At 67.9% G+C, this 13,177-nt stretch carries 14 protein-coding genes; 3 read left to right on the top strand and 11 right to left on the bottom strand.

Features of this window, described 5'->3' with window-relative positions; genetic code table 11:
• Positions 1-5: 5 nt before the first annotated feature.
• Both BHE97_RS20180 and BHE97_RS15460 read right to left on the bottom strand, forming a co-directional pair.
• Complete coding sequence (locus BHE97_RS20180; RefSeq protein WP_087624928.1) at positions 6-614, bottom strand: LytR C-terminal domain-containing protein; 609 nt, start codon at positions 612-614, stop codon at positions 6-8.
• 38 nt (positions 615-652) lie between these two features.
• On the bottom strand, positions 653-946 hold the full coding sequence (locus BHE97_RS15460) for a DUF3263 domain-containing protein (RefSeq protein ID WP_087624927.1): 294 nt from the start codon (positions 944-946) through the stop codon (positions 653-655).
• A 265-nt stretch (positions 947-1,211) separates the two neighbouring features.
• Here BHE97_RS15460 and BHE97_RS15455 point away from each other — a divergent pair, with 265 nt between their 5' ends.
• On the top strand, positions 1,212-2,642 hold the full coding sequence (locus tag BHE97_RS15455) for a trehalose-6-phosphate synthase (RefSeq protein ID WP_087624926.1): 1,431 nt from the start codon (positions 1,212-1,214) through the stop codon (positions 2,640-2,642).
• Between the two features lie 69 nt (positions 2,643-2,711).
• Here BHE97_RS15455 and BHE97_RS15450 read toward each other — a convergent pair whose 3' ends face one another.
• From BHE97_RS15450 to BHE97_RS15440, 3 genes are all read right to left on the bottom strand, one after another.
• A complete protein-coding gene (locus BHE97_RS15450) occupies positions 2,712-3,740 on the bottom strand; it encodes a hemolysin family protein (RefSeq protein WP_087624925.1) in 1,029 nt (342 codons plus the stop codon).
• Entirely contained in the window at positions 3,733-5,100 is a 1,368-nt protein-coding gene (locus BHE97_RS15445; protein ID WP_087624924.1) for a hemolysin family protein, read from the bottom strand. Before BHE97_RS15445 ends, BHE97_RS15450 begins: the two co-directional genes overlap by 8 nt.
• 289 nt (positions 5,101-5,389) lie before the next feature.
• A complete protein-coding gene (locus BHE97_RS15440; RefSeq protein WP_236757725.1) occupies positions 5,390-6,517 on the bottom strand; it encodes an MFS transporter in 1,128 nt (375 codons plus the stop codon).
• A 209-nt stretch (positions 6,518-6,726) separates the two neighbouring features.
• On the opposite strand from BHE97_RS15440, the gene BHE97_RS15435 reads away from it, so the two are divergent.
• Positions 6,727-7,410: a uracil-DNA glycosylase gene (locus BHE97_RS15435; protein ID WP_087625010.1), complete on the top strand. Its 684-nt coding sequence runs from the start codon at positions 6,727-6,729 to the stop codon at positions 7,408-7,410.
• A 9-nt stretch (positions 7,411-7,419) separates the two neighbouring features.
• Positions 7,420-8,619, top strand: coding sequence for an AI-2E family transporter (locus tag BHE97_RS15430; RefSeq protein WP_087624922.1), 1,200 nt, complete (start codon positions 7,420-7,422; stop codon positions 8,617-8,619).
• Between the two features lie 12 nt (positions 8,620-8,631).
• On the opposite strand, the gene BHE97_RS15425 is transcribed toward BHE97_RS15430, so the two are convergent.
• From BHE97_RS15425 to BHE97_RS15400, 6 genes are all read right to left on the bottom strand, one after another.
• A complete protein-coding gene (locus BHE97_RS15425) occupies positions 8,632-9,021 on the bottom strand; it encodes a Uma2 family endonuclease (RefSeq protein WP_236757724.1) in 390 nt (129 codons plus the stop codon).
• A 248-nt stretch (positions 9,022-9,269) separates the two neighbouring features.
• Entirely contained in the window at positions 9,270-10,133 is an 864-nt protein-coding gene (gene purU, locus BHE97_RS15420) for a formyltetrahydrofolate deformylase (protein WP_087624921.1), read from the bottom strand.
• Entirely contained in the window at positions 10,123-11,280 is a 1,158-nt protein-coding gene (locus BHE97_RS15415) for an acyl-CoA dehydrogenase family protein (protein WP_087624920.1), read from the bottom strand. The genes purU and BHE97_RS15415 overlap by 11 nt, the downstream gene beginning before the upstream one ends.
• Before the next feature lie 26 nt (positions 11,281-11,306).
• Positions 11,307-11,507 carry a hypothetical protein gene (locus tag BHE97_RS15410; RefSeq protein WP_087624919.1) on the bottom strand — a complete coding sequence of 67 codons (201 nt, stop codon included), beginning with the start codon at positions 11,505-11,507 and terminating at the stop codon, positions 11,307-11,309.
• 10 nt (positions 11,508-11,517) lie between these two features.
• On the bottom strand, positions 11,518-12,300 hold the full coding sequence (locus BHE97_RS15405) for a TSUP family transporter (RefSeq protein WP_087625009.1): 783 nt from the start codon (positions 12,298-12,300) through the stop codon (positions 11,518-11,520).
• Positions 12,300-13,076: an ATP-binding cassette domain-containing protein gene (locus BHE97_RS15400; RefSeq protein ID WP_087624918.1), complete on the bottom strand. Its 777-nt coding sequence runs from the start codon at positions 13,074-13,076 to the stop codon at positions 12,300-12,302. Before BHE97_RS15400 ends, BHE97_RS15405 begins: the two co-directional genes overlap by 1 nt.
• Between the last annotated feature and the right edge of the window lie 101 nt (positions 13,077-13,177).

Genomic DNA, 13,177 nt, shown 5'->3' with positions numbered 1-13,177 from the left:
CGACGTCAGCGAGCGGAGCTCAGGACCACCGTGAGTCGATCGCTCGGCATGTCCGGGAGATTCGGCATGAGCCGTCCGACACCCAGGTCGGCGGCGAGGAGCTGGGCCTGGTCGTAGCCGCCGGCGGGATAGTAGATGGTGTCGGCGGGATAGCTGCCGCGGGCATTGCCCGATCCGGCCACAGTCCAGCCGGCACCTGAGACCTGTCCGGTCGTGCGAGCGGCGAGCCCGGTGATATTCGTCGCATTGAGCACCATCACACCGAGGGTGCGGGCGGGCGGTTCTGGCTCCGGTTCAGGTTCTGGCTCGGGTTCAGGTTCTGGCTCGGGTTCAGGTTCTGGCTCGGGTTCCGGTTCGACCTCCTCGGTCTGCTCGGGCTCCGGCTCGGGCGTGGGGTCTGCGGCCGCCGCATCCGCGAGATTCGGGGGCTGGACCCGGGAGTCGTCCCCTCCGCCGCCCTGCAGCGCGAAGGCCACCAACACACCGGTGGCCACGGCCAGGGCCGTCATCGCGACGATCGACAGCAGACGCGAGCGCGCCGCATGGCGATGCTGAGGACCCGATGGTCCTGGATTCTCCGACGGGCCCGGGGTACCCGGCTCGGACTCGCTCATCGGGAGACCGGCCGACGAAAGAGCTGGCTCACGACCGATCAGACGTCGAAGCCGAGGCGTCGAGCCGAACGCCGCCGCTGACGCTGGGCACGCAGACGACGCAGCCGCTTGACCAGCAGCGGGTCGAAGACGAGCGCCTCCTCGGTATCGATGAGCGCGTTCAACATCTGGTAGTAGCGTGTCGCCGACATGTCGAACTTCTCGCGGATCGCCTGTTCCTTGGCGCCCGCGTACTGCCACCAGTAACGCTCGAGCTCGAGCATCTCCCGGTCGCGATCAGTGAGGGAGCTGCCCGGCTCACCCGGGTGATGGACCTTCTCCACAGCGCTCATGGGTCGATCCTACGGCATGAATCACATCGATGTCATATACCCGGACCTCGCCGAAGCACACAGATCATCTCGATGCGCGGGCGGTGTGTTAACCCCCGCACGTCCCCCGGTGGCGGTGCGTTATCCCGCACTTTCGCCGAGGCGTCCGGGATGACTCACCGCCCACCGCGCGAGGGCCGCCACACCGAGCCGGATACCCCCACACCGACCGGACCACCGCGCCAGAACCCGAGCCCTAGGTCTGTCGATCATCTAGGCTGTGGGTATGCCGAGGGAGCAGCCAGATTTCGTCGTGATCGCGAACCGTCTGCCGGTGGACCGGGTCACGTCCCCCGATGGCGAGGTCCTGTGGCGCACGTCGCCCGGCGGACTGGTCACGGCCCTCGAACCGGTCATGCGGCGACATGACGGAGCGTGGATCGGCTGGCACGGTGCCGCCGACGAGAAGCTCAGGCCCTTCGAACACGCCGGCATGCACCTCGTGCCGATCCCCCTCACCGAGGACGACGTCCAGGAGTACTACGAGGGCTTCTCCAATGCGACACTCTGGCCGCTGTACCACGATGTCATCGCCGCCCCTGAGTACCACCGTGAATGGTGGGACGCCTATGTGCGCGTGAACCGCCGCTTCGCCAAGAAGGCCGCGCAGATCGCCGCCGAGGGCGCCACTGTCTGGGTGCAGGACTATCAGCTCCAGCTCGTACCGCAGATGCTCCGCGCGCTGCGACCGGACCTGCGCATCGGCTTCTTCCTGCACATCCCCTTCCCGCCCACCGAGCTGTACCAGCAGCTGCCGTGGCGCCGCGAGATCCTCGAGGGTCTCCTGGGTGCCGATCTCGTCGGCTTCCAGGCGCCAGGAGCGGCACAGAACTTCATCCGTCTGGTGCGTCAGCGTGTGGGCCACAAGACCCACCGCGACACCGTGTACCTCCCCGACGGGCGCACCGTCCTGGCCAAGGCCTACCCGATCTCGATCGACGCCGAGGGCTTCGAGTCGCTGTCGCGGACTCCCGAGGTGCAGGCCCGCGCGGCCGAGATCCGCGAGAGCCTCGACAACCCCGAGACCGTGCTCCTCGGCATCGACCGGCTCGACTACACCAAGGGCCTCCCCCAGCGGCTACGCGCTTTCGGCGAGCTCGTCGCGGACGGCCTGGTGCGGCTGGAGGACGTCAAGTTCATCCAGATCGCCACGCCCTCGCGCGAGCGGGTCAACTCCTACAAGCTGCTCCGCGACAACATCAACCAGCTGGTCGGCCGGATCAACGGCGATATCGGGCGGATCGGGCAGCAGCCCATCCAGTACCTGCACGCCTCCTACCCCCGCGAGGAGATGGCGGCGATGTACCGGGCAGCCGATGTCATGGTGGTGACCCCCTTGCGCGACGGCATGAACCTCGTCGCCAAGGAGTACGTCGCGACCCGCTGGGACAACCGCGGCGCGCTCGTCCTCAGCGAGTTCGCCGGTGCCGCCGCCGAGCTCAAGCAGGCCTATCTGGCCAACCCGCACGACATCAACGGGCTGAAACAGAAGATGCTCGAGGCGATCAATGCCAGTGGGCGCGAGACCTCGCGAAGGATGAAGGCCTTGCGCAAGCAGGTGATGGAGAACGACATCGACCGCTGGGCCAATGACTTCCTCACCGAGCTCAATGCACAGAGGGACCCGCACGGCAAGACCACCCGCCCCGTCTCCTGAGCAGGTCCCCCTCCGGGGGAGCCGGTCAACCTCATCGAGGTTCGAGAAGGTTGACCGGCTACCGCGGGGTCAGGAGACGCCGGCCTCGATCGCCTGGCCGGCCGGGTACAGCCGCCGCAGGACATCCGAGAGCGTCACGACCCCCTGGACCCGCCCGCCGTCATAGACGAGGGCGAGGTGGTTGCGCGACTCGCGCATGGTGGACAACGCCTCGTGCAGCGGCATCGCGGCCTCCAGCGTGAACACCTCCCGCGCGAGCGGCTCCACGAGAGCATCGTCATCGTGCGTCAGCGTCTCGCGGACGTGCACCACACGCCGCGGATCCGCCGGCGGGCCGACGAGGATGCGCAGGTGCCCCGACTCGCGTGCCGCGCGCTGTACATCAGCCACCGTGGCACTGTCGGGAACCGTGGTGAGCTCCGCACCGGCCTCCACGATGTCTGCCATCACCAGATCCTGCAACGACAGCGTCTGCGTGATCTGCACCGAGTACCGTGCCTCCAGCGCACCGACATTCGCCGAGTGCTCGACGAGCTGCCGCAGGTCGTCCGCGTTCTGACTCGACGACGTCTGGTCCACCGGTTCGACGCCGACGAGGCGCACCAGCCAGTTGGCGGCCCGGTTCAACCCCCGCAACAGCGGACGGGCACCCCACATGAACATCCGCATCGGGATGGCCAACATGATCGCCGAGCGCTCCGGGTGAGCGATCGCCCACGACTTCGGCGCCATCTCCCCCACCACCAGGTGCAGGAAGGTGACGATGATCAGCGCGAGCACGAAGGCCACCGCGTCCGCGAGCCAATACGGCAGGCCCCAACCGCTGAACAGCGGGGTCATCGCGTAGTGCACCGCGGGCTTGGTGATCGCGCCCAGTGCCAACGTGCAGACCGTGATGCCCAACTGGGAGCCGGCCAGCAGCAGGGTCAACTCGTGCGAGGAGCGCAGCGCGGCACGCGCCGAACGGCTCGTGGCCGCCGCATCCTCGATGCGATGCGGTTTGGCCGCGATGAGGGCGAACTCGACCGCGACGAAGAACGCGCTCAGCGCGATGATCGCGGCCGTGGCGATGACCACGATCCAGGGATTGTCACTCATCGTCGGCCTCCTGACCACTCGTCGCGGGTTCCGGCAAGGTCAGACGCACCGCCGAGGGAACGTGGTCGCGCAGCTCGAGCACGGTGACATCGAGGAACTCCGGTTCGAGCTCCTCCCCCAGGGCCACCGCGCCCGGATCGGGCGGTAACTCGACCCGCACGACATCGCCCTCGTCCGGCAATCGGCCGAGGGTGGCGATGACCAAACCGGACAGTGTCTCGTAGTCACCCTCGGGCAGATCCCGTTCCAGCAGGCGCTCGACCTCGTCGATGTGCGAATCCCCGGAGAGGCGCCATACCCCGGTGCCCTCCAGCTCCGCTACCGGGAAGAGGTCGTCGTATTCGTCGGCGATCTCGCCCACAAACTCCTCCGCGAGGTCCTCGGGGGTGAGCACGCCGGTGAAGCTGCCGTGCTCGTCCACGACACAGGCCAGCTGCTCGTTGGTGTCGCCGAAGGCGGCAAGCGCATTGGGCAGCGGCATCAGCTCGGGGATGACGAGGGCATCGCGCATGATGGTGGCGACTGTGGCGTTCTCGTCACAACCGCCGAGCACATCGACGAGGTGGACCACGCCCACTACCCGGTCGTCCTCCATGACCGGATAGCGCGAATGGCCTGCCGCCATCTGCTCGCGCAGCGTGCCGATGCTCTCATCGGACTCGATGACGTCGACCCGCGACCGCGGCACCATCGCGTGCTCCACATCCTGACGCGGGAAGTCGAGGATCCGGTCGACCATCATCGACAGTTCGGGCGACAGATCGCCGCTCTCGCGCGATTCGGCGACGATGTGCTCCAGATCCCGGACCGTGGCCGAGCTCTCGACATCGTGCACCGGCTCGATCTTCAGCGCTCGCAACAGCAGATTCGAGGCGTGGTCGAACACCGTGATGAGCCAGCCGAAGAGCTTGAGATAGATCAACGTCGACCGCGACAGCGCGCGAGCGACCGGCTCGGGCTGGGCGATCGCGAGGTTCTTCGGGAAGAGCTCGCCGAAGAGCATCTGGATGATCGTCGACAGCAGCAGCGCGATGATCGTGCCGATCATCACCCCGGCGGCCGTGGAGACCCCGGCCCCGCCGAGAATGTCGCCGAAGGACTCGCCGATCAACGGCTCAGCGACATAGCCCACCAACAGGCCGGTGACGGTGATGCCCAACTGCGCGCCGGACAACATGAACGAGGTGCGTCCGGTGACCTGCAAGGTCCGGGCGGACACCGCGTCGCCGGCGGCGGCCCGGGCCTTGAGGCGCGAGCGGTCGACGGCCATATAGGCGAACTCCTGGGCCACGAAATAGGCGGTGGCGACGGTGATCACGAACACGACCACCAGACCCAGCAGCAGATACACCACACTCATCGGCGCCCACCCCCTGGCGCCTCGGTACTACACGGGGGGTCGTCTGAACGTTGAGCAGCGCTCGGCATCTCATCCTCACTGAGAAGGAACGAATATCCGCGATGGTCGGGCATCGCGAAAAGCCGCGCCCCTGCGGCGCGGCCCCTCTAGTGTGACCGAAGAAACCAATCTCGCCCAGTCCGCAGCTCAGCCAGCCCGCCGGCGAGAGGTGACCCACGCACCGCTCACCGGCGGCGAGAGGTGCCTATCTCACCGCCCAGCGGGCCGTGCGAGCTCGCCCAGACCGGACTCAGCTGACGACGCGGGCACGTCGCAGGACGCTATTGGCGATGATCGCCAACAGGAGCGCACCCCACGCGGCGGCGATGGTCACGCCGAAGGCCGGCTGATGCCCGCCCGCGTCCGCCAGCCGGCCGGCGATCCCCGCGCCGGTCGCATAGCCGAGACCCGTGGCCGCCGCGAGGAAGGTCATCGCGGTGCCGATCTTGGTGATCGGCACGATGATCCCCGCCAACGCGAAGTTGCTGATCATGTACGGGGCGACCGCGAAGCCGAGCACGCTGATCACCGCCACGAGCGCCCCGAGCGAGTCCACCCACCACAGAGGGATCGCGAAGAAGAACAGCGCTGTGGCCGCCGCGAGCATCCGGGTCGAGTACAGGAAGCGCTCAGGCAGGGCGGTGATCGACAGCCCGGCGATCACGCTCCCGATGCCGAGACAGGCGTGGATCAGGCCGGTGAGACCCGCTTGCCCCGCTGCCGTCGCCAGCACCGTGCTGCCGGTCTGGATGCTGCCGAACAGCGTGCCGACGAAGAACTGCGCCACGATCAGCACGCCGAAGGCCAGCGTCCAGAGACGTCCGTCCTCGACGACCGAAGCCGCCTTCGCGACCAGCCGGGCCGTCGGGTGGATGCCGAACCAGGTGCCGAACACCGCGAGGATCACCGCGGCGGCGATGACCGCGCCGGAGGGATCCAGGAGCACGCCGAGCACCCCGATGAGGGCCGGCCCGAGGACGAAGGAGGCCTCGTCCGCAGCGCCCTCGTAAGAGAAGGCGGCATCGATGAGGCGTCGCTGCTCGCTCGGTCCGGGCTGGTCCTGGGCGGTGATCGGACGCCACCGCACACGGGCGAGCGGCCCGACCTGAGGCAGCATGAGACCGGTCGCCGCCGCCACGGTCACGATCAGCCACGCGGGGGCGGTCGGGGTGGTCACCGCCACGAGGGCCGCGAGCCCCGCCGCGCCGACGAGCGACTGCACGAGCACCACCGGCCGCTGTCCGATCCGATCGGCCAGCATCCCGGCGATCGGAGCACCCACGGCATTGGCGATGGCCAGAGATCCCGCCGCGGCGCCGCCCAGCGCGTAGCGGCCGCTGACCTCGCTGACCATGACGAGGGCACCCAACTGGCTCATGGCAAGCGGAATCCGCCCGAGGAAGGCTACGAGGACGTAGGCGGGCCCGACAGTGCGCAATAAGGCGCGGTACGACGCGACGGCAGACAAAACAGATCGAGTCTAACCGTTCTCCTCCAGCGGGCCCAGCCGCCGCCCCGGGGCCGCGCGCCGGGCCCCAAGGGGACCCTGGGCGGCCCGACCGTCCGCGCTACGGCAGCATGGGACCGATGACCGAACGCCGTCCCCTCACCGACCTCATCGCCCCGGACTGGGCCGAGGCCCTCGCTCCCGTCGCCGACCAGATCACCCGGATGGGCGACTTCCTGCGTCAGGAGATGGCGGCCGGTCGCAGCTACCTCCCCGCCGGCAAGGACATCCTGCGCGCCTTCCGCGAGCCGATGGCCGATGTCAAGGTCCTCATCACCGGACAGGACCCTTACCCCACGCCTGGACATCCGATGGGGCTCTCCTTCTCTGTCGAGCCCGATGTCCGTCCCATTCCCAAGAGCCTCATCAACATCTACCGCGAGCTGCACGAGGACCTGGGCATCGAGCCCGCCGCCGACGGTGACCTGACGCCGTGGGCCGGACAGGGCGTGTTGCTGCTCAACCGTGTCCTGACCGTGCGCCCCGGCACCCCGGCCAGCCATCGCGGCAAAGGCTGGGAGATCGTCACCGAACAGGCGATCCGTGCGCTGGTGGCACGCGACCGCCCGCTGGTGGCCATCCTGTGGGGGCGCGACGCCCAGAATCTGGGTCCCCTTCTCGGCTCGACCCCGCAGATCACCTCGGCTCATCCGAGCCCGTTGTCGGCCTCGCGCGGCTTCTTCGGCTCACGCCCGTTCAGCCGCGCCAATGAACTCCTGCGCCGACAGGGCGCTGTGCCGGTGAATTGGGACCTGAACCGCTAACCTTTTCACGTGAGCACCACCAATCTCCGCGACAGAGGTCGCGTCATCGATGAAGGCTTCGCCCACCTACAGCGATGGGGACTGCGCATCGTCGTGATCGCGGCGGCGCTCTATGTCCTGGGCTGGGTCATCGGGCGCACGTGGATGGTGTGGTTCCCGATCTGCCTGGCGATCCTCATCGCGACGGTGCTCGAGCCGCCAGCGCGCAAGCTCAAGGGAATCGGATTCCCCGACGCCCTCTCGGCCGTGCTGACCCTGCTCGGATTCCTCGGCGGTGTGTTCGTCGTGTTCGCCATGGTCATCCCGCAGATGATCGACGAGGCGCCGAGTATCGCCGACAGCGCCGCGAGCGGGTTGAACAAGGTCCAGCAATGGCTCACCGACGGTCCCTTCCAGGTCACCGAAGGGCAGATCACCCAAGTGATCGACACCGTGCAGCAATGGCTGCGTGATTCCGCGGGTGATATCAGTTCCGGGGTCTTCAGCACGCTCGGGACCGTCACCACTGTCATCGTCAACCTGGTCGTGACCCTGGTGCTGGTCTTCTTCATGCTGAAGGACGGCCACCGTTTCCTGCCCTTCGTCCGCCGCATCGGCGGACGTCGCGTGGGCGGTCACCTCAGTGAGCTGCTGGGCCGCTCGTGGGGAACCCTCGGCGGCTTCATCCGCACGCAGGGCATCGTCTCGGCGGTCGATGCCTTCTTCATCGGGCTGGGCCTGGTCATCGTCGGTGTGCCGCTGGCGATCCCGCTGGCGATCTTGACCTTCTTCGGCGGCTTCATCCCGATCGTCGGCGCCTTCGCGACCGGTGCCCTGGCCGTGCTGGTGACGCTGGTGACCAATAGCCTGCAGGACGCGATCATCGTGCTGCTCATCATCATCGCCGTCCAGCAGCTCGAGAGCAATATCCTCTCGCCCTGGCTGCAGGGCAAGAGTATGAAGCTCCATGCCGGAGTGGTGCTGCTGTCGGTGACCGCGGGTGGCTCTCTGTTCGGCATCACGGGCGCGTTCCTGGCCGTCCCGGTCGCTGCGGGAGTCGCAGAGATCCTGCGCTACCTGAACGAACAGGTCGACCTGGAGGTATCGCCCGATGCTCCTGCCGAGGATCGCCGCGGGGCGGAGCCGGACTCCGAGGGCCCGACGACCGCGGAGATCGATCAGCAGCTCGGTTCCGCGAGCGACGAGCATCCCGACATCACCCAGCGCTGACCGTGCCGGGGCTCAGCCGAGCAGCTCCGCAGGGGCGACGGCTAGCGATACGGGTTCGGTGACCTCGAAGGTCTCGTCGCCGACGGCGCGGGTCGTCTGCCGGTAGGTGTCGTCGGTCAGCTCCCAGGCGGTGATCGACGGCTCAGAGAATCGACGACCCAGTACCCGCTCCAATCGGTCCTTCTTCAGCAGCAGGTCGATACCCCGCGTGGACGACGACAGCACCTCCACCGCCAGCAGCGGGGTCCCAGGCAGGTGGTCTTCGGTGAAATCGGCGCTCGCCGCGACGAGGAGATCCGGCTGGATCACCGTGTCCTCGGACAACACCACGTCGGCGGGCGCCGGCAGCACCTTGACCCACGAGGGACAGACAGCGGCGAGCCGGACGATCAGCTGCGTCACCGCGTTCTGATGAGCGATACGCGGTGCGCGGGCTCACGACCAGGACCCCATCCAGCAGCTCGTAGCGATGTCCGTCATCGGGCATCGCCGTCAGATCCTCGCGCGTCAGCGAATGCCCCGGCGGCAGACCCCGTGGGTACTCACAGCAGCCATAACAGTCATCGTAGGTCTCCTCCTCGGACATGACAGCGACGTCCACCGGCCATCCACAGGCTCAGTGACAGAGCGGCTACCGCTGCAGACAGGTATCAGTCGAAGACCACGGTCTTGACACCGTTCAACACCACGCGATGCTCGGCGTGTGCGCGCAGGGCGCCCGCGAGGGCCCGCGCCTCGAGATCCTGGCCGAGACCCGCGAGCTCGGTCGCACTCGAACGGTGATCGACCCGGCGGAAGTCCTGTTCGATGATCGGTCCCTCGTCGAGCTCGGCAGTGACATAGTGCGCCGTCGCGCCGATGACCTTGACCCCGCGACGATGGGCCTGCTCATAAGGCCGTGCGCCCTTGAAGCTCGGCAGCAGCGAGTGGTGGATGTTGATCGCTCGTCCGTGGACGGCACGGCACATGTCATCGGACAGGATCTGCATGTAACGGGCCAGCACGAGGGCTTCAGCACCCATCTCGTCCATCAGAGCGAGGACGCGCCTCTCGGCATCCGGCTTGGTGTCGGCGGTGACCGGCAGGTAGTGGAAGTCGATCCCATGCCAGCGCACCTCTTTCTCCCACGTGGTGTGGTTCGAGACCACCGCGACGATCTCGACCGGCAACTGTCCCGTGCGATACCGGAACAGTAGATGGTTGAGCACATGCCCCTGCTTGCTGACCATGACCACGACCCGCATCGGCCGGGTGGCGTCGTGCAGCTGCCAGGTCATCTCGAAGGAGCCGACAGCGTCGGCCAGCCGCGCGCGCATGTCGTCGACCGCGAGCGGCTCAGCGGAGGAGAAACGCACGCGCATGAAGAACTGTCGCGTATCCGGATCGGCGTACTGCTGAGACTCCACGATCGTGCAGTCGTGCTGCGCCAGGGCGCCGGAGATCGTGGCGACGATGCCGATCTGGTCGGGGCACGACAACGTCACGATGAAGTCATTGGTGGTGTCACATGGCATTGAGACCGGTCAGCTCCCGTCCGATGATCAGCTTCTGGATCTGGCTCGTGCCCTCGTACAACGTGAGGACGCGGGCATCCCGCAGGTACTTGCCGAGGGGAAATTCGTCGATGAAACCGTATCCGCCCAGGACCTGGAGGCAGCGATTGGTCACCGCGACGGCCGTCTCGCTCGCCGCGAGCTTGGCCATCGAGACATGGAGCGTGAGCGCGCGCAGGGCCGTGCCCTGGTCGACACCCCACGCCGCACGGCGGGTGAGCAGCCGGGCCGCGTCGATTTCGACGGCGGAATCGGCGAGCAGCTCCTGTACGAGCTGTTTGGCGGCGATGGGACCCCCGAACTGCGTGCGCTCTGTGGCGTACCCTAACGCGACGTCCAGCGCCGCCTGCGCGACGCCCACGCTGCTGGCCGCGACGGAGATCCGGCCCTTGGTGAGCGCTTCCAGCGCGATCGGCAGGCCGCGGCCGAGGTCGCCGACACGCGCGGAGTCCGGAACGCGCACACCCTCCAGGCTCAATGCCGCCGTGGCCTGGCCCCGCAGCCCGAGCTTGCCCTCGATCGCCTGGGCCGTGAAGCCGGGCGCATCGGTCGGCACGAGGAAGGCGGTGACCCCACGCCCTCCCTCATCGCTGGTACGGGCGAAGATGAGCGCGACCGCGGCCCAGGTGCCATTGGTGATGAACATCTTCTCGCCCTCGAGCACCCAGTCATCGCCATCGCGACGCGCTCGGGTGCGCAGCGAGCCGGGATCGGAGCCGGAGTCCGGTTCGGTGAGGCCGAAGCATCCCAGCGCCTCCCCCGAGGTCAACCGGGGCAGCCATTGCGACTTCTGCTCCTCGGTGCCGTGCGCGGCGATCGATTTGCCGACCAGTCCCAGGCTGACCGACACGATGCCGCGGATCGAGTTGTCACCGCGGCCCAGCTCCTCCATGACGGCGGCATAGGCCTGGAAGCTGCTCGGGGTGCCGCCGTACTCCTCGGCGATGCCGAGGCCGAGGAAGCCCAGCTCTCCGAGCCTCCCGATGATCGCGGTGTCGACGGACTCGGCGCGGTCCCATTCGCGGATGTGCGGCACGATCTCGCGACCGACGAAGGTGCGCGCCAGCGAGGCGATCTCCTCGTCGATCTCGTCCAAAGCGAAGTCCATGTGCGCAGCGTAGCGTCCGACCGCGCTCAGATCCGCATGACGAGCACAGCACCGAGGTATACGAGACAGGCGACGGCGAGTCCGCCTCCCTCGACACGCCAGATACGCCGCCCCGACCAGAACACCGGGGCGAGCAGCAGCACCACCGCCACCATCACCGGGAGGTCGAAGCGCACGAGCGGGCCGCCGACCGCCAGGAGGCGCGCCATCGCGCCCTGTGAACGCATGGCAGACGGATCAGAGCAGCTGCTGCACGACATCCCAGCCGATCTTGAGGATGAAGGCGCCCACGACGATCACGAACACGCCCCTGATGAACGTGGCACCCTTCGCCACCGCCGTCCGGGCACCGAGATAGCCACCGGCCACATTGAAGACGGCCAGGACGATGCCGATCTTCCACATCACGGCGCCCTGCGGCACGAAGACCAGCAATGAGGCGAAGTTCGTCGCCCAGTTCGCGAGCTTCGCCTTCGCACTCGCATCGAGGAACCCGTATCCCAGCCACCCCACGAGCGCGAATACGAGGAAGGACCCGGTGCCCGGGCCGAGCGCACCGTCGTAGAACCCGATGAGCATGCCGGTCGTCATCGCGGCTCCGTAGTGCCGTCTGCCGGAGAACCGGACGCGGGTGACGAGCCCGAGCCTCGGAGTCGCCAGGGTGTAGGCACCCACCACCACCAGCACGACGAGGATGATCGGGTTGAACGCCTCGCGCGGCAGGAACGAGGCCACGAAGGCCCCGCCGAGGGCTCCCGCGAAGGCGGCGATCGCGAGGGGCAGCGCGGTCCGCGGGTCGGGGCGCACCCGGCGCAGATAGGTGATGCTCGAGGTCGTGGTGCCGGCAATCGATCCGAGCTTGTTGGTCGCGAGCAACTGCACGGGCGCGGCATGCGGGAAGGCGATCATCAGAGCGGGCAGCTGCACCAGGCCCCCACCGCCCACCACGGCATCGGTCCAGCCCGCCAGGAATGCCGCCGCGGCGACGAAGGCCAGCAGCCAGAGACTGGGGTCGTCCATCACGGCAGACGCGCTCGCGCGGTCCACCGACCGCCTACCCGCTCCACCGTGATCGGGTGCTCATAGGCCTCGCTCACCAGCGCATCGGTCAGCACCTCGTCCACGGGCCCGGCGGCCATGAGGCGACCGGCGCTCATGAGCGCGGCGTGACTGACGCGCACCGGCAGCTCCTCGAAGTGATGCGTGACCATGACGGTGGTGACACCGGTGTCCGGGAGCTGATCGATGGTGGCGATCATCCGTTCACGCGCCGCGAGATCGAGACCGGTCGACGGCTCGTCGAGGATCATGAGGTCGGGCTCGGTCATCAGCGCCCGCGCGATGAGCGTCCGGCCCCGTTCGCCCTGCGACATCGTGAGCCAACGCTGTGTCGGGTCGTCACCGACGGCCAGCTGCTTCATCAGCGCCTCGGCACGTTCGGCCTCCTCCCGGCTCGGCTCCCAGCGCGGGATCCGCTCGATCGTCGAGGTCGCCCCCGTCAGCACGATGTCGCGCACCGAGAGATTCGAGCCGAGCGGATGCCGTGCGTCGACCACCGCGATCGATCGTCGCAGCTCCCGCAGATCGACCCGTCCCATCTGGGAATCCAGGATGCGGGCCGTGCCGCGACTCGGGAAGGTCGTCGCCGAGCAGATCGACAGCAGGGTGGACTTGCCGGCGCCGTTCGAGCCCAGCAGCGCCCACTGCTCACCGCGTTCCACCGTCAGGTCGATGCCGTGGAGGATCTCCCGGCCCGCGCGGATGAAGGTCACTCCGTCGAGTCGCACAGCTGTCACTCAGATCACTGTACGCTCGGCGCTCGCCGCCTCGACGCGAGCCGGGTCACGTCGAACATCCCGTCACCCTGAGCTCGGATCGAATGGGCGTAACATCGCTG

This window comes from Aeromicrobium sp. PE09-221 (assembly GCF_002174305.1).
Taxonomy (GTDB): Bacteria; Actinomycetota; Actinomycetes; order Propionibacteriales; family Nocardioidaceae; genus Aeromicrobium.
This window is presented reverse-complemented; position numbering and strand designations above follow the sequence as displayed.

Coding starts and splice junctions, on each gene's coding strand:
- BHE97_RS15445 (WP_087624924.1), bottom strand. CDS start 5,100: ATGAGTGTGGTGTATCTGCTGCTGGGTCTGGTGGTCGTGTTCGTGATC.
- BHE97_RS20180 (WP_087624928.1), bottom strand. CDS start 614: ATGAGCGAGTCCGAGCCGGGTACCCCGGGCCCGTCGGAGAATCCAGGA.
- BHE97_RS15450 (WP_087624925.1), bottom strand. CDS start 3,740: ATGAGTGACAATCCCTGGATCGTGGTCATCGCCACGGCCGCGATCATC.
- BHE97_RS15405 (WP_087625009.1), bottom strand. CDS start 12,300: ATGGACGACCCCAGTCTCTGGCTGCTGGCCTTCGTCGCCGCGGCGGCA.
- BHE97_RS15435 (WP_087625010.1), top strand. CDS start 6,727: ATGACCGAACGCCGTCCCCTCACCGACCTCATCGCCCCGGACTGGGCC.
- BHE97_RS15460 (WP_087624927.1), bottom strand. CDS start 946: ATGAGCGCTGTGGAGAAGGTCCATCACCCGGGTGAGCCGGGCAGCTCC.
- BHE97_RS15440 (WP_236757725.1), bottom strand. CDS start 6,517: ATGAGCCAGTTGGGTGCCCTCGTCATGGTCAGCGAGGTCAGCGGCCGC.
- BHE97_RS15415 (WP_087624920.1), bottom strand. CDS start 11,280: ATGGACTTCGCTTTGGACGAGATCGACGAGGAGATCGCCTCGCTGGCG.
- BHE97_RS15410 (WP_087624919.1), bottom strand. CDS start 11,507: ATGCGTTCACAGGGCGCGATGGCGCGCCTCCTGGCGGTCGGCGGCCCG.
- purU (WP_087624921.1), bottom strand. CDS start 10,133: ATGCCATGTGACACCACCAATGACTTCATCGTGACGTTGTCGTGCCCC.
- BHE97_RS15455 (WP_087624926.1), top strand. CDS start 1,212: ATGCCGAGGGAGCAGCCAGATTTCGTCGTGATCGCGAACCGTCTGCCG.